The 23130-nt window shown below is 62.8% G+C and carries 11 protein-coding genes; 7 read left to right on the top strand and 4 right to left on the bottom strand.

The genetic code is table 11. From position 1 onward, the window contains the following. Positions 1–115: 115 nt before the first annotated feature. Complete coding sequence (gcvH, locus tag ACVWYF_RS06740) at positions 116–496, top strand: glycine cleavage system protein GcvH (protein WP_457065925.1); 381 nt, start codon at positions 116–118, stop codon at positions 494–496. Between the two features lie 32 nt (positions 497–528). Beyond that, the gene (locus tag ACVWYF_RS06735) at positions 529–2352 is read left to right on the top strand and encodes a VanZ family protein (protein ID WP_457065923.1); all 1824 of its coding nucleotides are present in this window, start codon (positions 529–531) and stop codon (positions 2350–2352) included. 54 nt (positions 2353–2406) lie between these two features. Here ACVWYF_RS06735 and ACVWYF_RS06730 read toward each other — a convergent pair whose 3' ends face one another. Next, positions 2407–2943: a hypothetical protein gene (locus tag ACVWYF_RS06730; RefSeq protein WP_457065921.1), complete on the bottom strand. Its 537-nt coding sequence runs from the start codon at positions 2941–2943 to the stop codon at positions 2407–2409. A gap of 356 nt (positions 2944–3299) precedes the next feature. After that, on the bottom strand, positions 3300–4199 hold the full coding sequence (locus ACVWYF_RS06725) for a YicC/YloC family endoribonuclease (protein ID WP_457065919.1): 900 nt from the start codon (positions 4197–4199) through the stop codon (positions 3300–3302). Positions 4200–4460: 261 nt separating this feature from the next. Between ACVWYF_RS06725 and ACVWYF_RS06720 the strand changes: the two genes are divergently transcribed. From ACVWYF_RS06720 to ACVWYF_RS06700, 5 genes are all read left to right on the top strand, one after another. After that, on the top strand, positions 4461–7313 hold the full coding sequence (locus tag ACVWYF_RS06720) for a TonB-dependent receptor domain-containing protein (RefSeq protein WP_457065917.1): 2853 nt from the start codon (positions 4461–4463) through the stop codon (positions 7311–7313). A gap of 142 nt (positions 7314–7455) precedes the next feature. After that, positions 7456–9195 (top strand): T9SS type A sorting domain-containing protein, encoded by a 1740-nt coding sequence (locus ACVWYF_RS06715; protein WP_457065915.1) that lies wholly within the window; start codon positions 7456–7458, stop codon positions 9193–9195. 250 nt (positions 9196–9445) lie between these two features. Then, positions 9446–12874: an outer membrane beta-barrel protein gene (locus ACVWYF_RS06710; RefSeq protein WP_457065914.1), complete on the top strand. Its 3429-nt coding sequence runs from the start codon at positions 9446–9448 to the stop codon at positions 12872–12874. Between the two features lie 155 nt (positions 12875–13029). Next, a complete protein-coding gene (locus ACVWYF_RS06705) occupies positions 13030–14244 on the top strand; it encodes a glycosyltransferase (RefSeq protein WP_457065912.1) in 1215 nt (404 codons plus the stop codon). 73 nt (positions 14245–14317) lie between these two features. Then, complete coding sequence (locus ACVWYF_RS06700) at positions 14318–15586, top strand: lipopolysaccharide biosynthesis protein (RefSeq protein WP_457065910.1); 1269 nt, start codon at positions 14318–14320, stop codon at positions 15584–15586. Between the two features lie 8 nt (positions 15587–15594). On the opposite strand, the gene ACVWYF_RS06695 is transcribed toward ACVWYF_RS06700, so the two are convergent. Together ACVWYF_RS06695 and ACVWYF_RS06690 are read right to left on the bottom strand one after the other, a co-directional pair. Further along, positions 15595–18924 carry a DUF7948 domain-containing protein gene (locus ACVWYF_RS06695; protein ID WP_457065908.1) on the bottom strand — a complete coding sequence of 1110 codons (3330 nt, stop codon included), beginning with the start codon at positions 18922–18924 and terminating at the stop codon, positions 15595–15597. A gap of 105 nt (positions 18925–19029) precedes the next feature. Next, the gene (locus ACVWYF_RS06690; RefSeq protein WP_457065906.1) at positions 19030–23058 is read right to left on the bottom strand and encodes a DUF7948 domain-containing protein; all 4029 of its coding nucleotides are present in this window, start codon (positions 23056–23058) and stop codon (positions 19030–19032) included. Positions 23059–23130: the final 72 nt, after the last annotated feature.

Raw genomic sequence — 23130 nt, 5'->3', positions numbered from 1 at the left:
CCCGGCGTTTTAACCGCGTGCGGTTATTTGGTTCTTACTTTTGAGTCCGAGCTGGAGGTCACTAATCGAACTCCTAACTCTTAACTCTTAACTCCTAACTCTTAACTCCTTAAAAATGAACCTGCCCGCCACCCTGCACTACACCAAGGACCACGAATGGATTCGCGTTGAAGGCGACGTTGCCTACATCGGCATCACCGACCACGCGCAGAAAGAGCTGGGCGACATTGTATATGTCGACATCGACACGCTTGATAAGGACGTGGCCCAGCACGAAGTATTCGGCACGGTGGAGGCCGTGAAGACGGTTTCGGACCTGTTCAGCCCCATCACCGGCACCGTGCTGGAGGTAAACGATAAGCTGGCCGACGCCCCCGAAACCGTAAACTCGGACCCCTACGGCAACGGCTGGATGGTGAAAATCTCCATCGCCAAGCCCGAGGAGCTGGCCGAGCTGCTCAGCGCCGATGCCTACGGCGAGCTGGTGGGGGCCTAAAAAACTAGCATGGCTTTCGCTTGTGCGCCGCGATGTCTGATTTCGTTAACCCCAAGCCAACGCCTGCAATCCCCCAGTCCCGCCGTCCCTACGCCGCTTTGCCGCTGCTGTGGGCCGCCGTAGTACTGGTCCTCACGCTTACCCCTTCTGATGAAATGCCGCGCACGCCCGTGTGGGAGCTGTTGTCGTTCGACACAGCCGCCCACGCGGGCGTGTTCATCGTTTTGGCGGGCCTAAGCTGGTTTTCGCTGCACCGGCAGCGCCGCTGGCCCCGGCTGGCCCGCCACGCCGGCTGGGGTGTGCTGGCCGGCAGCATCCTATTCGGAGCCCTCATCGAAGTGCTGCAAATGACAATGCGCCTGGGCCGCCACGGCGAATGGTCCGATTTGCTGAGCGACAGCATTGGCGCGGCGCTGGCCGTGGGCGTGGCCGCCGTGTGGTCGGCCCGCCAGTCTGGCCCTCTTGCCCGGCCGCTGGCCAGCGGGCCGTGGCTGGTGCTGGCCGCTGCCGCCACGCTCAGCGCCGCGCCGCTGCGCGGGCGGGCGCAAAACGCCTACTTGGTGCGCGCCCGTGCCCGTCGCACCATCAAGGCGCTAGCCGCACCCGGCCTTTACGGCCGGGGCTACGTGAAGCAGGGCGAGCACCTGGCCGCCGCTTACCTGCGCGAGCAGCTTACCGCACTGAAACTAACGCCGCTGGCTCCCAACTACACGCAGCCCTTTACGCTGGACGTAAACACGTTTCCGGGGCGGGTGAGCGCCTCCATCAAAGCCGATGGGGCGGCCGGCAAAATGACGAGCTGGAAGGCGGGCACGGCCTGCATTGCCGCGCCCAATTCGGGCACGGGCACTGCCAAGGGCCGCCTGCTGTTGCTCGATACGCTGGTGTTCACCAAAGCCTCGGTGCAGGCCCGCTACCTGCGCACGCAGTGGAACAGCCGCATCCTGCTGTTGCGCGCCGCCGATGCCAGCCGCCTGCCCACGCTGCCCGCCGCCCTGCGCCAGCACCTGAACGCCGCCGCCGCCTGGATTACCGTGGTGCCCAAGCTCACCGCCTCGCTGGCTGCCGAGCAAGCCGCCCAGCCCCGCGTGGAAGTGCTGGCCGAAAAGGTGCCGATGTGGCTCGATAAAGCCATTTTTGGCGATACCGCCACCGGTGCGCCCCAGGGCCGCACCGTGTGGAGTACCGTGCGCGTCGACGCCCAGCTCCAGCGCAACTACCAGACCCAGAACCTGGCCGCCGTGGTGCGCGGGTCCATCCGGCCCGATTCTTTCCTCATCGTTTCGGCGCACTACGACCACCTCGGCATGATGGGCAAGGACGTGTACTTCCCCGGGGCCAACGACAACGCTAGCGGCGTGGCCCTGCTCCTGGAGCTGGCCGCCTACTACGCCCGCCCCGAAAACCGTCCGGCATATTCCGTCGTGTTCCTGCTGTTTGGGGGTGAGGAAGCCGGGCTGGTGGGCTCTAGTTACTTCGTGGCGCACCCGCTGGTACCGCTCAAAAGTATCAAGTTCCTATTCAACCTCGACCTGCTGGGCACCGGCGAGCAGGGGGCCACCGTGGTCAACGGGAAAGTATTTGATACGGCTTACCGCCGCCTCGTGGCCATCAACGACGCTCACCACTACCTGCCCGCTCTGGGTGCCCGCGGCCGCGCCGCCAACTCTGACCACTTCCCGTTTTCCGAAGCCAGGGTGCCCGCGTTTTTCCTGTACACGCGCGGCGGCAGCGCGGCCTACCACGACGTGAACGACCAGCCCAAAGCCTTGTCGCTGGCCGGTTTTGCCGGGGCCTTCGGGCTGGTGCGCGATTTCCTGAACGAAGAAGGCGCGGCCCCGGCCGCAAAAAAATAGTCGGTGGCCGAACTAATGTTCAACCACCGACTACGGTACTGATTTGCAGGGATATTAGCCTTTGGCCTTCAGCGAAAGCATGATTTGCTTGGCGATGGGCTCCCACTCGGGCTTCTGGCGGTCGGCGCAGTTGAACGTGCAAATCATCAGCTTGCCCTCCACGTCGGTGAAAAAAACCAGCGTGTATACCTCGTGGCCCATCTCGGGCTTCATGAATTCGAGGTAGCCCACTTTGCGATTGTTGATGTTTTTCACACCATCGCCGAACCAGGTAGCGTCCTTGTACTGCTTGTGGTAGGTCTTGCCGAACGAGGCGGAGTAGATGTCGACCATGTCCTGGTCGGCATCGTTGTCGCTGTAGTTGAAGGCGAGGCTGATGAGGTTGTTGTTGGTGAAGATAACGCTTGGGCGGCTCTGGGCTTTGGCGTAGGCGAAATCCATCTGCTGCTCGGTCATCACCTCAAAGCCCTTGGGAATGAGGATTTCAACCCGCTCGCTGAGCACCCGCTTCTTGACGAGTTCAATTTCAGATGCGGGACGCGCAGCGGTTAGTAAAAGTCCCAGAATACAGAGTAAAAGTGTAGATTTCATACTAATGGGGGATAAGGGGGTTGGTAACTAACGGCCTATTTGTAAACCCAAGTTAGATACAATAATCAGATATCCAACTTTGAACGCACAAATATTGCGATTTTTTTTGAAACGAGTGCCGGGCCGGTTTTAAAATTAACAATAAATGCCTATCAATCGAACGTTTGAAGGCATAAGGGCTTATATGGTGACGCTACACAATTTTCCGGCCAGGTAGCACACGGTTCGTCACCAGTGTTTAAAATTAATTGGTATAATTCAATTTGGTCTGCGCATTTTCGGTCAACTGACGCTTTTGCCGGGCGAACGGTCAGCTTGCTCAGGCCAACGCGGCTAGTAAAAAAGCCGGCGCTGGCTTAGAGAATGTTGTTGAGCTGCTCCTTGATTTTTTCCAGCTCCTCCTTCATGCCCACCACCAAGTGCTGCACGGTGGCGTCGTTGGCCTTGGAGCCGATGGTGTTGATTTCGCGGCCAATTTCCTGGGCCAGGAAGCCGAGCTTTTTGCCCACGGCTTCGTCGGGCTGGAGCACGGCTTGCTCAAAGTAGGCGAGGTGGGCGGCCAGGCGTACTTTTTCTTCGGCAATGTCCAGCTTTTCAATGTAGTACAGCACCTCCTGCTCGAAGCGGGTGGCGTTGAACTGCTCGTGGCTGGTGAGCTCGGCGAGGTGGCCGGCCAGGCGCTGACGGACGTGCTCGATGCGGGCGGGGTCGTGCTGCTCCACGGCGGCGAGTTGCTGCCGGATGGTGGCGATATAGCCCATGATTTCTGTGGTGAGGGTGTGGCCCTCGTCCTGCCGGAACTGCTGCATGGCGGCCAGCGCCTGCATGAGCAGCGGCTGCAACTCGGCCCAGGTCACGTCTTCGGCGGCGGGCTCGGCGTCGCGCGCCTCGCTGGCGCTGGGCATGACGCCAGGGAGGCGCAGGGCGGCTAGCAGGGTAGCTTCGCCGGTGGGCAGGCCCAGGCTGTCGGCCACGGCTTGCAGCTCGTGGTAGGCCGCCACTAAGGCTTCGCGGTTGAGCGTGGCGGCGGCGCGAGTGGCGGCGGGCCGCACGAAATCGAGGTTGAGGTTGACTTTGCCGCGCAGCAGGGCCTTGGCCACGGTATTGCGAATTTCGAGCTCGTGGTGGAGCAGGAAGCGGGGCAGGCGCAGGGTCAGGTCGAGGGTTTTAGAATTGAGCGACTTGACTTCGAGGGTGGCGGTGTAGGCGTCGGTTTCGCGGTGGGCCTGGCCGTAGCCGGTCATGGAGAGGAGCATCCGGTGGGGGAGTAGCGGTGAGCGGGAAGCGGGGCCACGGACCGGGGCCGGTGGTTGCGACTGCAAAGGAACAGCATTCACGCCAGGCAGTTAGTGGCATGGCATCGTTTGCCTTAAAAAAGGCTAAAAAGGCCGCAAAAGTAATTGCTGAACAGGTAATGAAAAACCCATGGAACGGGACATAACAATAGGGCAATATAGGGGCTACAGTGCCGTAACAGGCCCCCGGTAATTTTGCTTCATCAAACCAACATAGATGATATGCGGTACTGCCTACTTGGGTTTTTGTGGTTGTTTATTAACGGCATAGCCTTTGGCCAGCAAGGCACGCTGGCGGGCAAAGTGACCGATAAGAAGACCAGTGAGGGCGTTATCGGGGCTACGGTGCTGGTGACGGGCACAACCCTGGCGGCCCCCGTGAACGTGGACGGCAGCTATTCGCTACCCCTCGACGCGGGCACCTATAATATCACGATGACCTACGTGGGCTACAAGCCGCTCACTTTCCCCGGCATCGTTATTAAGAGCGGCGAAACCACCACGCTGAACGGCACGATGGAGGAAAGCGCCACCAGCCTGACCGAAGTAACCGTGACCGGCGTGAAGCAGACCGGTACCGAAGTGGCCATGATTCAGGACCTCAAAAAAAGCGAGGTGGTGGTGAGCGGCATGAGCAGCGACCAGATTGTGAAAACCCTGGACCGCGACGCGGCCGAAGTGGTGAAGCGCATTCCGGGCGTAACCGTGCAGAACAACAACTTTATCGTGATTCGCGGTCTGGCCGAGCGTTACAATACCGTACTGCTGAACGATGCCCTCACGCCCAGCGCCGAGGTGGACACCCGCTCTTTTTCGTTCGATATTCTGCCTTCGTCCGTTATTGACCGGGTACTGATTTTTAAGTCGGGTGCGCCGGAGCTGCCGGGCGAGTTTGGTGGCGGCGTGGTGAAGGTGTACACCAAAAACTCGGTGCTGGAGAACACGACCAGCTTCTCGATTTCGGGTTGGAACCGCTCGACTAATACGTTTAAGGGCGGTTTCTTACAGTCTGACCATAGCTCAACTGATTTTTTGGGCTTCGATAATGGGCAGCGTAAGATGCCGAGCACCCTGGCCGGCTTTAATCCTACATCGCAACAGACCACCAACGCAGAGCAGCTGGGCAGTGTGCGCAATGACTTGCGCAACGAGTTTCTGCCGCGCATCATCACGTCGCGGCCCGACTTGCGTCTCTCGCTCGGCATCAACCGCAAATTTGAAATTGGCTCCGTGTATGTGAGCAACGTGACGTCTATTTCCTACTCCAACACGCAGGAACAGAATCAGGTACAACGCCAGCGCTTCTCATTTTACGACCCCAAGAAGCCGGACGTGCTGCCCGGCAAGCTGTTCGATTACCAAGACACCCGCAGCCTGTCGGCGGTACGCCTCGGTGTGATTCATAACTACCAAGTACGTCTGAGCGACCGCAGTCGGGTAGAGTTTCGCAACTTTTTCAATCAGTATGGCACCGATGAAGTGGTACGGCGCCAGGGGGTAAACATTGATGACAACCAAGAGCGCAACGACTACGCCCTGCACTACCAAAGCCGTAGTATTTACTCGGGCCAGCTGAGCGGAAACCACGTGGTAGGGCCCGCCAGCCGCACCACGGTTGCGTGGGCCGCTGGCTACAACTACGTGAACCGCAACGAACCCGACTACCGCCAGAACCAGCAGACCCGCGACTACATTGCCAGCAAACCCGGCGACCTGAACCCCGCGCCGTACCAGGTTTCGGTGTACCCCGTAGCCACTACCAGTGCTCGCTTCTACTCGACGCTGAACGAAAACACCTACATGGGCAGTGGGCAGTTGGAACGCCAGTTTTCGGGCCGCGATACGCTGAGCGCCAACCAGTACAAGTTGCGGCTGGGCTTTTATACCGAAGAAAAAAAGCGGACCTACGACAGCCGGACCTTCAACTACGTGCCGGCCCCGGGCCGTGCCTTCGACCGAACTATCCTCGACCAGCCGCTCGAAACCATTTTCAGCCCGCAAAACCTGGACCCCGTCACGGGGTTGGTGGTGAAGGAAACGACGCAGTCTCAGGACCATTATGTAGGCCAGAACCGGCTGGTAGCGGGTTACCTGAGCGGAGTAGCGCCCCTATCCGACCGCTTTAACCTGACCGGCGGTGTGCGCGTGGAGTACAACCGCAAAACGCTGGCATCGGAAGGCTCGCAAGGCAGTGACTATGAAGAAACCCGCACGTTCGTGCTGCCTTCGCTCAACGCGACCTACAACTTCAATGAACGCCATTTGCTGCGCGCCGGCTTGAGTGAGTCGGTGAACCGTCCGGAGTTTCGCGAAGTAGCAGAGTATAACTACTATGATTTCGGCAACAACTTTTCGATAAAGGGCAACGCCGCGTTGCGTACGGCGCGCATTTACAACGCTGACCTGCGCTATGAGTTTTACCCATCCCGCTCGGAAATGATTTCGGTTGGGGTGTTTGGCAAGCGGTTTTACAACGCTATTGAACAGATAACCAGCTTGGTTACTGGCTCCGAACTGGTGCTCACTTATCAAAATGCCGACCGCGCCTACGACCTAGGCGTGGAGATGGAAGCCCGCAAGTCGTTGCGCGACCTTACTCAGAACCGGTTCATGCAGCGCATTTCGTTCGTGATGAACGCCTCATTCATTCGCAGCCGGGTGGACCTGGACACGGCGCTGGCCGTCAATAAGAACTTTGCCCTAAGCAACCGGCCGCTGCAAGGCCAGTCGCCCTACGTGGTGAACCTGGGCATCTTTTACCAGGACGACGAGAACCATTGGCAGGTGTCGGCGCAGTACAACGTTATCGGGCCGCGCATTGCTTTTGTCGGCGACAAATTCCAGAACCCCTCGGTGATAGAGATGCCGCGGAATGTGGTGGACTTGGCCGTCACCAAGGGCTTTGGTACCCATTTCGAGGTGCGGGCCGGGATTCAAAACCTGCTCAATCAGGAAGTGCGGCAGTACTACGATTTCGACCGCAACGGCAAAATAAACGGCGTGGAAGACGGCGCGGCCTTTGCCCGGTACAAGCGCGGCACCTACTCTACGCTCGGGGCTACGTTCCGCTTCTAGCCTCGTTCGCAGCGGGGGTAACATTGACGTAACCCAACCATTGTCAAAAGGTAACGCGCTTTTATGGCGGCTTGTCGCTGTGCCGCCTGACCTTTGCGACACCATTGCTTAAGCATCCTCACCCATTCATCTTACTCACATCATGAAGAGAATCATACTCCCGGTTTTAGCTGCGCTGGTTATGGCCGCGTCGGCTGCGCAGGCGCAGTGCCCCGCCACCTCGAACGTGATTTCGGTCGGTACCGGCTCGCCCGCTAAAACTGGCCTGGACATCACCACCAACACCACCTGGACGCGCAACAACATCTACCTGCTCAACGGCGCGGTATATGTGAACAGTGGCGTGACGCTGACCATCGAGCCGGGCACCATCATCAAAGGCGACCTGACCAACCAAGGCGCCCTCATCGTTCGCCAGGGCGGTATGCTCATTGCCGATGGGACGCCTACCCAGCCCATCGTGTTCACCTCGAACCAGCCGGCCGGCTCGCGTGGTCCCGGCGATTGGGGCGGGGTGATTTTGGTGGGCCGCGCCCCGGCCAACCTGCCAGCCGTTACCAACGTCGAAGGCGGCGTGGTGGCCACCTTTGGCGGCTCTACTGCCAACCTGCCGGCCGATAACTCCGGCATCTTGCGCTACGTTCGCATCGAGTTCGCTGGCGTGGCCTTTTCCCTCAACAGCGAAATCAACGGCCTGACGCTGTGCGGCGTGGGCTCCGGCACCACCATCGACCATGTTCAGGTGTCGGCCTCGGGCGATGACTCCTTCGAGTGGTTCGGGGGCACGGTGAATGCCAAGTATTTGATTTCGCTGGGTTCTACCGACGACGACTTTGACACCGACAACGGCTTCTCGGGCCGGGTGCAGTACGGCCTGGCCGTGCGCGACCCCCGCCGCGGCGACACCGCTTCGGGCGGCGTATCCAACGGTTTTGAAAGCGACAACGACGCCACCGGCACCACCAACACGCCCACCACTTCGGCGGTGTTCTCCAACATGAGCGTCTTCCTGCCCCCGACGCCGGCCGCTGCTTCGCCATTCAACAATGCCGACGGCGCCCTGCTTCGTCGCGGGTCGGCCGAAAGCATTTTCAATACCGTATTCGTAGGCCGTCCTTTCGGCGTGGAACTGAACAGCAACTCCAGCAACCTGACCACAAACAACGCGGCCAACGGCTCGCTGGTGCTGGCTAACAACGTGTTTGCCGGGTACAGCACCCCCGCCCGCGTGGCCCGCGTCACCAGCAACAGTGGCGTCACGGCCGGCTTCAACGTCAATGCCTTCGTGGGCAGCAGCAATGACACGACCCGTACGGTGGCCGCTCTGGGTTTGAACGCCGATAACTTCAGCTTTGAAGGCAACTGCCCGGCCAATCGGGCCTGCGCGCCGGCCTTTAACCTGCCCGCCGCCTCGCTCTTGAACACGGGTGCCGCCTTCACCAACGCCAAACTGACCGGTGCCGGCAACGGTGGCCCGAATAGTACCTTCGACGTAGTAACCTACCGTGGTGCTTTTGGTGCTACTAACTGGGCTACCGGCTGGGTTAACTTTAACCCCCAAATCACTTGCTACAATGTGGCCGGCCAAACCCTGGCCAACCGCGAAGTCATCAACGCCCCGCTGCAAGCCCTCACCGTGTCGCCGAACCCGACCGATGGCACTGCCGCTACTCTGGGCTTTGAAGTGAAAACTGCTACCACCGCCACCGTGCGCGTGGTAGACATGATGGGCCGCCAAGTGGCCGTGGTGCTGAACGGCGGCAAGCTGACCGCCGGCCCGCAGCGCCTGCTGCTGCCCGCTACGCTGGCCCCCGGCATGTACGTGGCCACGGTGACCACCGGCGAAATCGTGCAATCGGTGCGCTTCGTGGTGTCTAAGTAAGTAGTAGATACCGTTACTGATAGCAGTTATTTATACTTCGGTTTATTCGATTTAAAGTAAGCTAAATGAAGAGCCTGCCCCAGTTGTGGGGCAGGCTTTTTTGATGAGCGGGCCAACGGGACCGGCAGGGCGGGGTTGTTGCCTTATTGTTACCAACCAGTCTGAGGCGTAACAATTTCATGAATCAATCTTCATGTTACGCCCTTGGATACTGCCGGAACTTTGTGGCTCAAACATTCCCCCCTTCATCATGAAGTATGTTAATGGAGTGCGAGCTACTTGTTTCAGCTTGCTTTTTCTGGTCATTCAACACCTGGCTTCGGCCCAGGTAACGACGTCCGCGCTGAGCGGAAAAGTGACTTCTGACAAAGGAGAAGAACTTATTGGGGTGACCGTGGTGGCCACCAACCTGCCCACCGGCACCAAGCGCGGCACCGGCACCGAGCCCGACGGCCGCTTCACGATTCCGAACCTGGCCCCCGGCGGCCCCTACGAAGTGGTGGTGACCTACGTGGGCTATAAGGAGCAGAAGATTGACAACGTGTACCTAACGCTGGGCAATACCACCCGCCTCAATTTCGTGCTGGCGGCCGAAGCCCAGCAGTTGAACGAAGTAGTGGTGGTGGGCAACACCCAGGCCACCAAAACCGGAGCCGGCACCAACGTGGGCAGCGCGGCTATCCAGCAGCTGCCCACCATCTCGCGCAGCATCACGGACTTTACCCGCCTCGACCCGCGAAACTCGAATAACTCCTTCGCGGGCAGCTCGTTCCGCTACAACAACATTACCCTGGATGGCGCCGTGAATAACGACGCCATTGGTTTTTCGCCTTCGCTCGGCGGCCAGAGCGGTAGCAGCGGTCTGCCCGGCGGCTCGGCCCGCGCCAACCCGATTTCGCTGGATGCCATTCAGGAAATTCAGGCCTCGGTGGCCCCTTATGATGTGAAATTAGGCAACTTCACCGGCGGCTCCATCAACGCCGTGACGCGCTCCGGCACCAACGAGTTTACAGGCTCGGTGTATGGTTTCGGCCGCAACCAGGGCGTGACCGGCCGCAGCATCGACGGCGATAAGTCGAAAATCGGCTCGGACTACCACGACTACCAGACGGGTTTCCGGGTGGGTGGCCCTATTATTAAGAACAAGCTGTTCTTCTTCACCAACGCCGAAATTGCCCGCCGTACCGAGCCGCAGTTCTATGCCGCCGGCACGCCCGGCTCGCCCGTGACCACGGATTTGGCCCAGGCCATCACCAACAAGCTGAGCAACTACACGGTGAAAAACGCCGACGGTTCGCTGGGCACCGCCAACTACAACGTGGGCGAGTACGGCAACTACAACATCCACGCGAACAGCAACAAGATTTTCGGGCGTATCGATTTCAACCTGAACGATAAAACCAGCATTGCGCTGCGCCACAACTTCATCACCTCGGAGGCCACCAACCTGGAGCGGTCGGGCAGCCTGTTCAAGTTTGGCTCGCAGGACTTCACCCAGCACAACGTGCAAAACTCGACGGTGCTGGAAGTGAAGAGCAACTTCAGCAGCAAGTTTGCCAACAACCTGATTCTGGGCTACACCAACATTCACGATTACCGCGACCTGCTGGGCGGCCAGGCCAACCTGTTTCCGGCCGTGCAGATTAACAATGTGGGCACCACGTTGGGCACGCCCGGTTCTTCGACCTACTACTCGGGCTCGAACCAGATTCTGCTCGGCTCCGACCGCGAGGCCAGCATCTTCAACACCCGTCAGAAGACGTTTGAGCTCACCGACAACTTCACGTACTACGTGGGGGCGCATGCCCTCACGCTGGGCACGCACAACGAGTTCTACAACATCGACTACGGCTTCATCAACTCCTGGAACGGCCGCATCGAGTACAACAGCGTCAACGATTTCCTGACCGACAAGCCGAGCCGCATCCGGGGCACGTACAACAACGGCACGGTGGGCGACAACTCCTACGGCTACAACTACAACAACCCGTCGGCCGCTTTCAACATCAACTTCTACAGCGCCTACCTCCAGGACGAGTGGAACGTGACCGATAAGCTGAAAATCACGCCCGGCATCCGTTTCGACATCGCCTCGCTGCCCACCAAGCCGGCCCTGAACACGGCCCTGGTGAATAACCCGCAGAACGACGCGAACACCCTGAACCAGACCTACTCGCATACCCCCTGGGCCTCGCTGAACAACAACTACCTGGGCCAGGTGCAGTTCTCGCCCCGACTGGGCTTCAACTACGACGTGAAGGGCGACCAGTCGTTCGTGATTCGCGGCGGCTCGGGCATCTTCACCGGCCGCGTGCCGTTTGCCTGGTTCGGCTACGCCTATTATAACAACGGCGTGAATTTCAACTCGGTGGACTACAACAACATTCAGGCGGCCACCAACACGGGTCCCAAAACCATCTACCTGAATCAGAACCCGAACAACATCTACGGCCAGCTGCCGGTGGCCAACTACGACCCCAACAACCTAAAGGGCAGCCCCACCGAAGTGAACCTGGTGGACAACAACTTCAAGATGCCGCAGGTGTGGCGCTCATCGCTGGCCTTCGATTTCAAGCTGAAAACCGGCACCCGCTTCTCGGTGGAAGGCCTCTACACCAAGACCTTGCAAGACGTGCAGTTTGAGAACATCAACCTCAACGACAAGGTGACCTACCTGGCCAACGGCCCCACCGAAAGCCCGGTGTACGCCAGCGGCAAGGTAAATTCGGGCTTCTCGAACGCCTTTTTCCTGACCAACACCCAGAAGGGTTACCGCTACCAGCTCACCGGCTCGGTGGGCCAGACGATTAACAATCTGGTCGATGCCTCGGTGGCCTACACCTATGGGCAGAGCAAGGACATCAGCAACGGCATCCGCAACTCGCCCCAGAGCAACTGGGAGTTGAACCCGGCCCTGAACGTGAACAACCCCGCCCTGGCCTACTCCAACTTCGACCTGCGCCACCGCGTGGTAGCCTCCATCAACCTGCACAAAACCTTTGCTGAGCGCTTCACGGGCTACTTTACCTCGGTGCTGACCTACGCCAGCGGCTCGCCCTACACCTGGGTGTACAACAACAACTTCTTCGGCAACGGCCAACAGAACGTGCAACTGGCATACATCCCCACTTCGGGCTCCGACATCGTGTTTGTGAACAAAGGTGCCGGCCCCGTGGTGCCGGTCACCAACCCCAACGGCTACGGCGTGGATGCCTCCGGGACCCAGAGCGCCGCCTTCAATAGCTTCATCGACAACGACAGCTACCTGAAAACCCGTCGGGGCCAGTACACCGAGCGCAACGCCGGCCGCACCCCCTGGAACAACCAGGCCGACATCCGCCTGATGATGGACGTGAAGCTCGGCAGCCTGGAAGCCAACGCCGCCGGAATCGCGCCCAAAGGCCACACCATCCAGGTTTCGCTGGACATCATCAACTTCGGCAATTTCCTGAACAGCAGCTGGGGCCGGCAGTACTTCGTGCCCAACACCTTTAACTCGACGCTGGGCACCGGCCTCACCCAAGTGGGCTACGCCGATGGCGCCGGCACCATCTCGACTAGCTACAACGCCAACTCGTTCAACCGCCCGGCCTTCACCTACGGCACGCCGGCGACCTACTCCATCGACCAGCTGGCCTCGCGCTGGCAGGGCCAATTGGGCCTGCGCTACTCATTTTAATGGTGAGTGTTTAACGGTTAGTGGTTAACTCTTGCTGACTTTGATAACCGACAAGCCGGCCCTGATTTTCAGGGCCGGCTTTGTTTTTGGAGCCACTGGTTAACGAAAGCCTAGCTTTGCATACCCATTAACCACTAATCAATCACCACTAACCGTTGAAAACGCCCCGCGTTTTGCACCTGCCCAAGTGGTACCCCAACCGCTACGACGACCAGGACGGCGACTTCGTGGCGCGGCACGTGGCGGCCATCGCGGCGCACGGCGGTGCGGAGGTGGCGGTGCTGTTCGCGGCCGTAGCGCGGGGGCCGCTGCCGGGTTTAATTGAGGCCGATGAGGATTTCAGCGGCGCGTGGCCCACGCTGCGCTACTACTACCGCGCCGCGCCCACCGGCCTGGCCCTGGTTGATAAGCCGCTGAAGCTGCTGCTGTATTTCTGGTGCCTGCGGCGCGGCTACCGGCGGCTGCGGCGGCATTGGGCCGGCCAGCGGCCTGATATAGTGCATGTGCATGTGCTGCTGCGCACGGGCCTGTTTGCGTGGGCGCTGCGGGTAGTGCGCGGCATTCCGTTCATCGTGACAGAGCACTGGACGCTGTATTTGCCCGAGCGGGCGGGCGGCATTTCCGGGCTGCGGCGGGTGCTCACGCGGGCTGTGGTGCGGCGGGCGGCGGCCCTACACACCGTATCGGATGGGCTGCGGCGGGCCATGGCCGCGTTGGGGTTCGTGAATCCGCGCTCCGTGGTCATTGCCAACGTGGTCGATACCGAGCTTTTTCACCCCAATGCACCAACCCGCCAACCCACCAACCCACCAACCCAAGAACCCACGCTGCTGCACGTTTCGGCGTTTCACGACCAGGTGAAGAATATTTCCGGTGTGCTGCGGGTGGTGGCGCGGTTGCGCACCGCGCGGCCCGGCCTGTGCCTGCGCATTGCCGGCTACGGCCCCGATGAGCAGGCGCTGCACGCCTACGCGGCCGAACTGGGCCTGCTGGATGATGGCACCGTGGCCTTCCTCGGCAAACTGCCGCACGAAGCCGTGGCCGCCGAAATGGCCCGTGCCACCGCGCTGGTATCTTTCAGCCGGGCCGAGACTTTTGGCTGCGTGCTGCTGGAGGCCCGGGCCAGCGGCTGCCCGGTGGTGGCTACCCGCACCGGCGGCGTGCCCGAGCTTTTCCAACCTGAAAACACCTTCGGCCTGCTCGTAAATCCCAATGATGAAATTGCTCTGGAATCGGCTTTAAGACAAGTGATTGACGAGCGGATTTCCTTCGATTCTACCCAATTGCGGGCCGATGCTACGGCGCGGTGTGCGCCGGCAGCAGTGGGGCAGGCGTTCTGGGAATTATATCAAAAGGTATTAAACGAGTAATAAGAGTACAGAATCGGTACAAAAACCGGTGTCCAGGTTCCGTTAGCATTATGCGCCCTACGTTCTTTTTGGTATGATAAAGCGCATTCTCCAGCATTTTGCGGCGCGGGTGCTCACGGCGGGGCTCAGCTTCGCGGTGGTGTGGCTCACGGCGCGGTACCTGGGGGCGGCGGGGCGCGGGCAGGTCAGCCTGTTTATCACCGATGTGTCGGGGCTGGCGCTGCTGGCCGGGCTGGTGGGCGGTTCGTCGCTGATATACCTGGTGCCCCGCCGCAACGTGTGGCTGCTGCTGTTGCCCGCCTACGGCTGGGGCGCGCTGGTAAGCGTGGGCGGGGCGGCGCTCGTGGGCCTATTGCGGCCAGTGAGTGCGGCCTACGTGCTGCACCTCGGGGCAGTGGCGCTGGTGCAGGTGCTGCTGTCCATCAACGTGTTTCTGCTGCTGGGCCGGCAGCGGGAGCGGACTTATAACGTGCTCACCACCACCCAGGCCGGGCTACTAGCGGTGGCGCTGGCGGTGGCATTCGGACCGTTGCGCTGGCTTTCCATCGAAGCCTATTACTACGCCAACTACCTGGCTTACGGGCTGCCCTGGCTCATCAGCACGGCGCTGCTGCTGCGCCTGCCCGATGCCTGGGGCAGCCGGCGCATCCGCCGCCGGGCGGCAGCGCGGGAACTGGCCCGCCACAGCCGGGGCGCGCACTTGAGCAACCTGCTGGCCTTCGCCAACTACCGTTTTAGCTACTACGCCGTGGTGTACCTGGCCGACACGCGGGCGTTGGGCATCCTCTCGGTGGGGGTGGCGCTGGCCGAGGCCATCTGGCTGATTCCGCGCAGCACGGCACTCATTCAGTATGTAGCCCTTGTGAACGCGCCTGACAAACGCGAGCAAACCCATGCCGCCCTGCGCGGCAGTCGCCTCACGCTGCTGGCCACAGCCGGAGCCGTGCTCGGGCTGGCCGCCGTGCCGGCCGGGTGGCTGGCCACCATTTTCGGGCCGGAATTCGGGGCGGCGCACGGGGTAATTCTGGCGCTGGCCCCGGGCATTCTCATCAACGGGGCCGGCATGCAGGCCAGCACCTACTTCGCCGGCACGGGCCAGTACGGCATCAACAACCGCGCTACTTTGCTGGGGCTGGCCGTGACGGTGCCTGCGTGTCTGCTGTTGGTGCCGCCGCTGGGCATCGTGGGGGCGGCCCTGAGCATGTCGGCCTCCTACGCAGCCGGGGTGCTGTACCTGGTGGGGCGCTACCGCCGGGCCATTGAGGCGACCTGGGCGGACATCGTACCGGGTGGGGCCGATGTGCGCTGGCTGTGGCAGCGGGTGGTTACACGGCTGCGTTGAGCCGGCGGCTACCGCCGCACTTCGACCCAGCCCTTGAGCTGGTGGCCATCGGGGTAGGAGGCCAGGAAATAGTAGCTGCCGTCGGGCTGGCCGTCGGCGTTCCAGTCATCATGGTAAGCGGCGGCCTCGAACACCTGCTGGCCCCAGCGCGAAAACACCTGGAGGCGGGGCGGGCAGTCGGGGCCAAGCCGGAAGGTCTGGTTCTGGCCGTCGCCGTTGGGGGTGATGATGTTGGGAACTTTGCGCTCTTTGGCCTCTACCAGCGGCGTGGTCGCCGTGGTTTCGCAGCGGTCCAGGTTGTAGCGTAGCCTCAGCCGGGGCTGGTAGCTGCCGGGCGTGGCGTAGGTGTGCAGCGGGCTCACCTCGGCCGACTGCGTGCCATCGCCAAACTCCCAGACCACGGCGGGCGCTGAAGAATTAGCGGGGCTAACCAGCGTGAAGCGCAGCGTGAGCGGGACCTGACGGCTTTCGGGACAGGCCACGGGCTGCCAGCTGGCCTGCACCAGCGGCACGGGCGCTACCGAAATGCGCCGGGTGGCCGTGCTGGCCCCCGAACAGGTGACGTTGGTGACGGTATACGTCAGCGTTGCTGTGCCCATGAAATTGGCTGGCAGCGTGAAAACGAAACCCGCCGCCACGCTGCCCGTCACCCCCGGCCCGCTGAACGTGCCCCCCGCCGGGATGCCGCTCAGCCGCACGGCTTGCGGGCTGCCGGCGCACACCGTGGTATCGGCCCCGGCCGTGAGTGGGGCCAGCACGGTGATGCGACGCGTGTCGGTGGTGGTGCATAGACCGGTGCTCAGCACCGTGTACGTCACAGTGTTCACGCCTACCAGCGCGGGCGTGGGCGTAAAAAAGAAGCCCGAAGCTACGCTGCCCGTCACGCCCGGCCCGCTGAACGTGCCGCCGGTGGGGCTGCCCACCAGCGCCACCGGGCCGCTCGTGACGCACAGCGCCTGCGCCGGGCCGGCGTTGGCAATGTTGGGTTGGAAGTTGAGCACAAATGCCGCGTTGTTGCAGCCGGCCGGCCCGCCCAGCGTCCCGCTGTTGTTGGTGGTCGAATACGTATTGGCCTCGGGCGGAATGGGAAAGCCCGTATAAGAAAAGCACGAGCAAACCGCCTGATAAACAACGCCGCGCGGGTCAAAGCGCGAGGTGCCGCCGTCTACATGCTCGCCTTCGGCGTTGGGGTCCACGTTGCCGTAGTACGTGCCGTAAGTCAGGGCCGTGAGGCCGGCCGAAAACTGGGCCAGGTAGAAGTCGTTGCCATCGGTATCAGACTGAAGCGCGTCAGTCGTCAGGGGCAGGCTGGTGGTGCTGCCGTTGCCTTCCTGGTACGGGCTGGCGGCTGGGAAATCGGGCAGGTAGCGGCCGTTCACCATGCCGCCCCAGCCGCACACGTACACCCGGTCGCAACGGTCGACGAGAAAAGCCGTGGGGTCGAGGCTGATGCGGCCCGTATTGTCGGGGTCGAGGCTGCCGAAGGACGTGGTGAGCAGGCTCTGACCCAGGTTCGCATCGAGCTTTTGAATAAACTGCGTGCCGTTGGCCGTGTGAAACAGGCCGGGCGTGGTGGGGAACTGGCCCAGCGTCTGGCCCAGCAGGTACACCCCGCCATCGGTGCCCAGTTGCAGGAAATACGCCTGGTCATAGCCGGCCGTACCGAGGTAGGTGGACCGCAGCAGGCTGGTGCCGCCGGCCGCGATGCGCACCGCAAAGCCGTCCACATCGCCAAACGCGGTGGCGTGAAAAGCCCCTGCCGTGGTCGGAAAATCGGCGCTGGTGGTGCCGCCCGCCACATATACGTCGCCGCTGACGGGCTCCAGCTGAATGGAATAAGCCGCATCGGCCCCCGTGCCGCCCAGGTAGCTGGCCCACGTCAGGGCCGTGAGGCTGGGGGTGAGCTTGCACACCACGCCGTCGGAAGTGCCGCCGTGGTAGGTACTGCCGAAGCCCCGCGCCACCGGAAAATCGGTCGAAGCCGTGTGCGAGGCGATGTACACGTTGTCGGCCGCATCCACCAGAATATCGCCCCGGAAAGGGTCGCCGTAGTTATGCACCAGCTGCTTGGTAGCGCCAAAGGGCGAGAGGTTGAGGTTCAGCGGCAGCACGCCGTCGTTGCCGCTGCCGCCCAGGTAGGTCGAGCCTACCAGGGCCGTGGCATTGGCGTTCAGGCGGGTCACGACGAGGTCCGAGCCGGTGGGTAGGTCGTAGGGCGGCCCGAAGTTGCCAAACGGCGCGGCGGCCGTGCCGCCGCCGAAATTGCGCTGCATGGCCCTGGCTGTGGTGGGGTAATTGCCAGAGCCCGTGGAGCCCAGCACCAGCAGCTCGCCCTGATTATTGACCACCAGACTATGCGGAAAATCAGGCCCGCTGCCGCCAATATAGGTGGCCCATACCCGCGCCGCCGGCCCGTTCACACGGGGGTTATACTTGATGATGGCAATGTCGATGAGCTGCGCAAACGTGGTCTGGAACGCGCCCGGACTGGCCGGATAGCCGGCCCCGAAGGAAATGCCGCCCGAGTACAGGTTGCCCTCGGCATCGTAGGTCGCCGTGAAGCCCCAGTTGTCGGCCGTTGCGCCGGTGTAGGAGGCAAACACCACCACCGGGTCGATGGTGAGCGGGCGGGAAGTATCGTATTGGCCGAGGGCAAAATGCACGGTGCGCCCGGCCAGCACGTAGTGGCACGGCACGGCCCGGCGCTGGCCGGCGGCATCGGTTTGCCAGGCCTGCGGGGCGCGCTCGGTGAGGTTGCCCACGCTGGTTTTCACCACTAGGTTGCCTTCACCGTCCAGCGTCAGGTCATCGCCCCCATCGTGCCGCAGGCCGATGGCGGCGGGGTTAGCCCCCGGGGCCAGCGTGAAATCATACTCCAGGCGCTGGTCGGCGCTTTCGTACACCCGCGCCCCGATGCCGGGCCACAGCCCGGCGTAGCGCAGGGCGCGGTAGCTGCGCACATCGCCGGCCCAGTGCCTGGGGTCGGCCCCGAGGAAGTAGCTGCGGTGCTCGGCGGTAAGTGTTTCGGCCGTGAGCAGGCTGGGGGCGGCGTTTTCGAAATGCAGGGTGAGGGCGTGGCCCCGCACGGGCTGGCTGGCCGGGGGCCGCCCGTGGTGCGCCCGACCAGCATCGGCCAGCAGCGCGAAGGTCAGGCCATCGGCTTCGGCGAATAGCCGGCCGCCGGGCAGGGCCGCCGCGTAGCGGGCGTGGGCATCCCACTGGCCGTTGTTTTCGATGAACTCCAGCGTGGGTGTTGCGTGCCCATCAAACCCACCGGCCTGGGCCAGGCTGCTAAAACCAGCCAGCAGTCCCAGCCCCAAAAGTAGCAATTGCTTCATGTGCGCTAATTGAAAGACAATGTGCTAAGTAGTACGCATAAAACGCGGTCAAGCAGTTGTTAACTGCTCAAATACTTTGCCTGCCTCGCTGCGCCAAACGTGCCGCTACCGCCGCACTTCCACCCAGCCTTTGAGCTGATGGCCATCCGGGTAGCTGGCTAGGTAGTAATATACGCCATCGGGCTGACCGTCGGCGTTCCAGTCATCGTGGTAAGCGGCGGCCTCGAACACTTTCTGGCCCCAGCGCGAGAACACCTGGAGGCGCGGCGGGCAGTCGGGGCCAAGCCGGAAGGTCTGGTTCTGGCCGTCGCCGTTGGGGGTGATGATGTTGGGAACTTTGCGCTCCTTCACTTCCACCATGGGCAGGGTGGTTTGCGTCTCGCAGCGGCCCTGGTTGTAGCGGGTGCGCAGCCGGGGCTGGTAGCTGCCGGGCGTGGCGTAGGTGTGCAGCGGGCTCACCTCGGTCGACTGCGTGCCATCGCCAAACTCCCATATCAGCCCGGTGTAAGTCACGCTCGAAGTGCTGGCCAGCCGGAAGCGCACCGTGAGCGGGGCCAGCCGGGCCTCGGCGCAGATTTCCGGAGCCCACGACGGCACCACGTCCGGCACCGGCGCGATGGATATGCGCCGGGTGGCCGTGCCCGTGCAGCCCACATTGGCCACCGAGTACACGACGTTGGCGAAGCCGGTAAGCCCGGCTGGCGCAAACTGGTAGCCCGTGGCCGGGCTGCCCGTCACGCCTGGCCCCGTCCAGATGCCACCCGCCGGGGTGCCGCGCAGCCGGAAGGGCTGCGTACTGCCGGGGCATAGCACCGTATCGGCCGGCAGCGTCACCACGGGCACGCCTGCCACCACCACGCTCAGCACCGCTGAAACCGTGCAGGGACTGTCGCCCACGGTGTAGGTGTACTGGTAGGTGCCCACCAGGCCCTGGGGCAACTGGAAGAAATAGCCCGCGCCATCGAAGCCCACCCCTGGCCCGCTCCACGCGCCGCCGGCCGGCGTGGCCGCCAGGCGCTGGCGCGTGAGCGTGGCCGTGCATAGCGTCGGCAGCGGCGTGAGGCTGATAACCGGCGTGGGCACCACCGTCAAAACAACGGTATTGCTGGCCGTACACGTTGCCGCCGTGGCCGGAGCCGTGGTGGTAGCCGTGTAGGTTAGCGTATTGGCCCCGGCCAGCCCGGCGGCCGGCGTAAAGACAAAGCCCGTGGCCGCGCTGCCCGTCACGCCCGGCCCGGTCCAGGTACCACCCGCCGGGCTGCCCATCAGGGCCACTGGCGGCCCCGGGGTGCATAGCCGTTGCGCCACTCCCGCCGATACAAAAGCCACCCGCACCTGCTGCGTCAGCACCACGGTGCAGCCATTAAAATAGCTGTAGGTCAAGCTGTGAGTGCCCACGCCCGCCACCATGGGGTCGAAAACGCCGTTGGCTACGCCGGGGCCGCCAAAGGTGCCACCGGCTGGGCTGCCCACTAGCGGCACCCGGGCCAGCACCGGGCCCGTCACGGCCCGGCAGAACACGCCCGTGCCCACCGGCGCAAACGTGACCGTGGGCGGGTTGCTCACCGTGATGCGACGGGTGCCAATGGTGGTGCATACGCCCGTGCTGGCCACGGTGTAGGTGAGGGTTTGCAGGCCCAGCAGCGCAATTGAAGGGGTGAAGACGAAGCCCGTGGCCACGCTGCCGCTCACGCCCGGCCCGGTCCAGACGCCGCCGCCCGGGGTGCCCACCAGGGCCTGGGGGCCGGCCGTGGCGCACACCTGCTGGTCGGTGCCGGCGTTGGCAACATCGGGCTGGAAGTTCAGGACAAAGGCCGCATTGTTGCAGTTATTGCTGCCGTTGACTGTCGAAAAAGTGTTAACCCCGCCCGGAATCGGAAAGCCCGTGCCCACGCAGGAGCACACCGCCTGATAAACGACGCCGCGCGGGTCGAAGCGCGCCGTGCCGCCGTCCACGTGGTCACCCGTGCCAAAGTTCCGGCCGTAGTACGTGCCGTACGCCAGCCCCGTGAGGCCGGCCGTGAACTGCGCCAGGTAAAAGTCGTTGCCATCGGTGGTGGGCTGAATGGCTCCGGCCGTCACGGGTAGGCCAAACGTTGAGCCGTTGTTGCCCAGATAGGAAATGCCGGTACTCTGGTTGGAGCTGCCGCCCCAGCCGCACACGTACACCCGGTCGCACTGGTCCACCAGAAAGGCCGTGGGCGAGAGGGAAACGTGGGCCGCGTTGCGGGCATCGGTGCTGCCGAAGGCGGTTGAAATCAGGCTGCTGCCCAAGTCCGGGGCCAGCTTCTGTACGAACAGGGTGCCGTTCGTTGTAGTGAAAGCTCCCGGCGTCCGGGGAAAATTGCCCAGGGTTTGGCCCAACAGGTACACCCCGCCATCGGAGCCCAGCTGCAGGAAATGAGCCTGGTCGTAGCCCGGCGTGCCCACGTAGGTGGCCCGGCGCAGGCTGAGCCCGTCGGCACTGATGCGGGCCGCGAAGCCATCGACGTAGCCCGGGGCTGCTGGCTGGTAGCTGCCGGCCGTGGTCGGAAAGTTGGGGCTGGTGGTGCCGCCCGCCACGTACACCTCGCCGCTGCTGCGCTCTACTTGCAGCGAGTAAGCGGCATCGGCCGCGCTGCCGCCCAGGAAGCTGCCCCACACCAGGGCCGTCAGGCCGGGGTTGAGCTTGAGCACCAGCCCATCGGTGACTCCGCCGCGGTAGCCGCCGGCCAGGCCCCGCGCCACCGGAAAGTTCGGCGAGGCCGTGTGTGAGGCCACGTACACGTTGTCGGCCGCATCCACCACAATATCGCCCCGGAACGAGTCGCCGTAGTTATTCACCAACTGGCCTACTGTTGGGAATTGGTTGAAGGATAAAAGCCCGTCGTTACCGCTGCCGCCCAGGTAGGTCGAACCCACCAGCGCCGCGCCGGCCGCATTGAAGCTGGTTATCACCAGGTCGGAGCCGTTGGACAGGTTAATGTAGCCCCCGCCATACGGGTCTATGGGGGTGCCCCCCGCAAAGGTGCGCTGCATGGCCCCGGTGGTAGTGGGGTAGTCGAGGCTTGAGGTGGTGCCCAGCAGCAGCAGCTCGCCCCGACTGTTCACCACCATGCTGGTGGGAAAGTCGGCACTGCTGCCACCCAGGTAGGTGGCCCACACCCGCGCCGCCGGCCCGCTCACGGCCGTGTTGTACTTGATGATGGCAATGTCCGTGATGCCGGCAAACGTGGTGCGAAACGCCCCCGGGCTGGCCGGGTAGCCCACCCCAAACACAATGCCGCCCGAATACAGGTTGCCCTGCGTGTCATACGTCGAGGTAAAGCCCCAGTTATCGGCAAAGGAGCCGGTGTAAGTCGAAAACACCACCACCGGGTCAATGGTCAGCGGCAGTTGCCGGTCGTAAGCGCCCAGCGCGAAGCGGATGGTGCCATCGGCGGCCAGCCGGTAGCGGCAGGCCACCGGGCGGTGCTGGCCGGCCGCATCGGTTTGCCAGGCCTGCGGGGCGTGCTCCACAATGCGGCCCACGCTGGTTTGTAGCAGCAGGTTGCCGGCCGCGTCGAGCTGCACCTTTTCGGCCCCGTCGTGGCGCAGCACAATGGCCGCTGGGTCGGCCCCGGCGGCCAGCTCAAAGTCGTATTCCAGTTGTTGGTCAATGCTTTCGTATACCTGCGCATCCACGCCGGGCCACAGGCCGGCGTAGCGCAGCCGGTGGTAGCCGCGCACATCCTGCGCCCAGTGCCGCGGGTCGGCCCCCAGAAAATAGTTGCGCCGGTCGGCAGTGGCCTCGGCGGGCACTAGGCGGGCGCTGGGGGCCGCACCCACAAACCGCAGCGTCACGGCATGGCCCCGAAACACCGAATCGGCCGGGGCGGCGGGCGGTCCGTCGGCGGGCTCTTGATGGGTGGCTGCGCCGTGGTGGGCCAGGGCGGGCGCGCTAAGCAGCGCGAAGGTCAGCCCGTCGGCTTCGGCAAAGAGGCGGCCGCTGGGCAGGGCGGCTACATAGCGGGCGTGGCCGTCCCACTGGCCTTTGTTTTCGATGAATTCGAGGGTTGGGGTGGCCGAAACCGGCGGGGTAGTGGGCTGCGCATGGGCCACGGTGGGCAGTTGGCCGAGCAGCAAGGTGGCCGCTAAGAGTAGCAGTAGCTTCATGGAAGAAAAAGGGGAGAGGAATTGCAACCGGTAAAGATAAAGGGCTGGGCTGCCGAATGCCGGGCGGCTCCC

This window comes from Hymenobacter sp. UYAg731, assembly GCF_054061335.1.
This window is presented reverse-complemented; position numbering and strand designations above follow the sequence as displayed.

Coding starts and splice junctions, on each gene's coding strand:
- ACVWYF_RS06700 (WP_457065910.1), top strand. CDS start 14,318: ATGATAAAGCGCATTCTCCAGCATTTTGCGGCGCGGGTGCTCACGGCG.
- ACVWYF_RS06690 (WP_457065906.1), bottom strand. CDS start 23,058: ATGAAGCTACTGCTACTCTTAGCGGCCACCTTGCTGCTCGGCCAACTG.
- ACVWYF_RS06710 (WP_457065914.1), top strand. CDS start 9,446: ATGAAGTATGTTAATGGAGTGCGAGCTACTTGTTTCAGCTTGCTTTTT.
- ACVWYF_RS06720 (WP_457065917.1), top strand. CDS start 4,461: ATGCGGTACTGCCTACTTGGGTTTTTGTGGTTGTTTATTAACGGCATA.
- ACVWYF_RS06695 (WP_457065908.1), bottom strand. CDS start 18,924: ATGAAGCAATTGCTACTTTTGGGGCTGGGACTGCTGGCTGGTTTTAGC.
- ACVWYF_RS06735 (WP_457065923.1), top strand. CDS start 529: ATGTCTGATTTCGTTAACCCCAAGCCAACGCCTGCAATCCCCCAGTCC.
- gcvH (WP_457065925.1), top strand. CDS start 116: ATGAACCTGCCCGCCACCCTGCACTACACCAAGGACCACGAATGGATT.
- ACVWYF_RS06725 (WP_457065919.1), bottom strand. CDS start 4,199: ATGCTCCTCTCCATGACCGGCTACGGCCAGGCCCACCGCGAAACCGAC.
- ACVWYF_RS06730 (WP_457065921.1), bottom strand. CDS start 2,943: ATGAAATCTACACTTTTACTCTGTATTCTGGGACTTTTACTAACCGCT.
- ACVWYF_RS06715 (WP_457065915.1), top strand. CDS start 7,456: ATGAAGAGAATCATACTCCCGGTTTTAGCTGCGCTGGTTATGGCCGCG.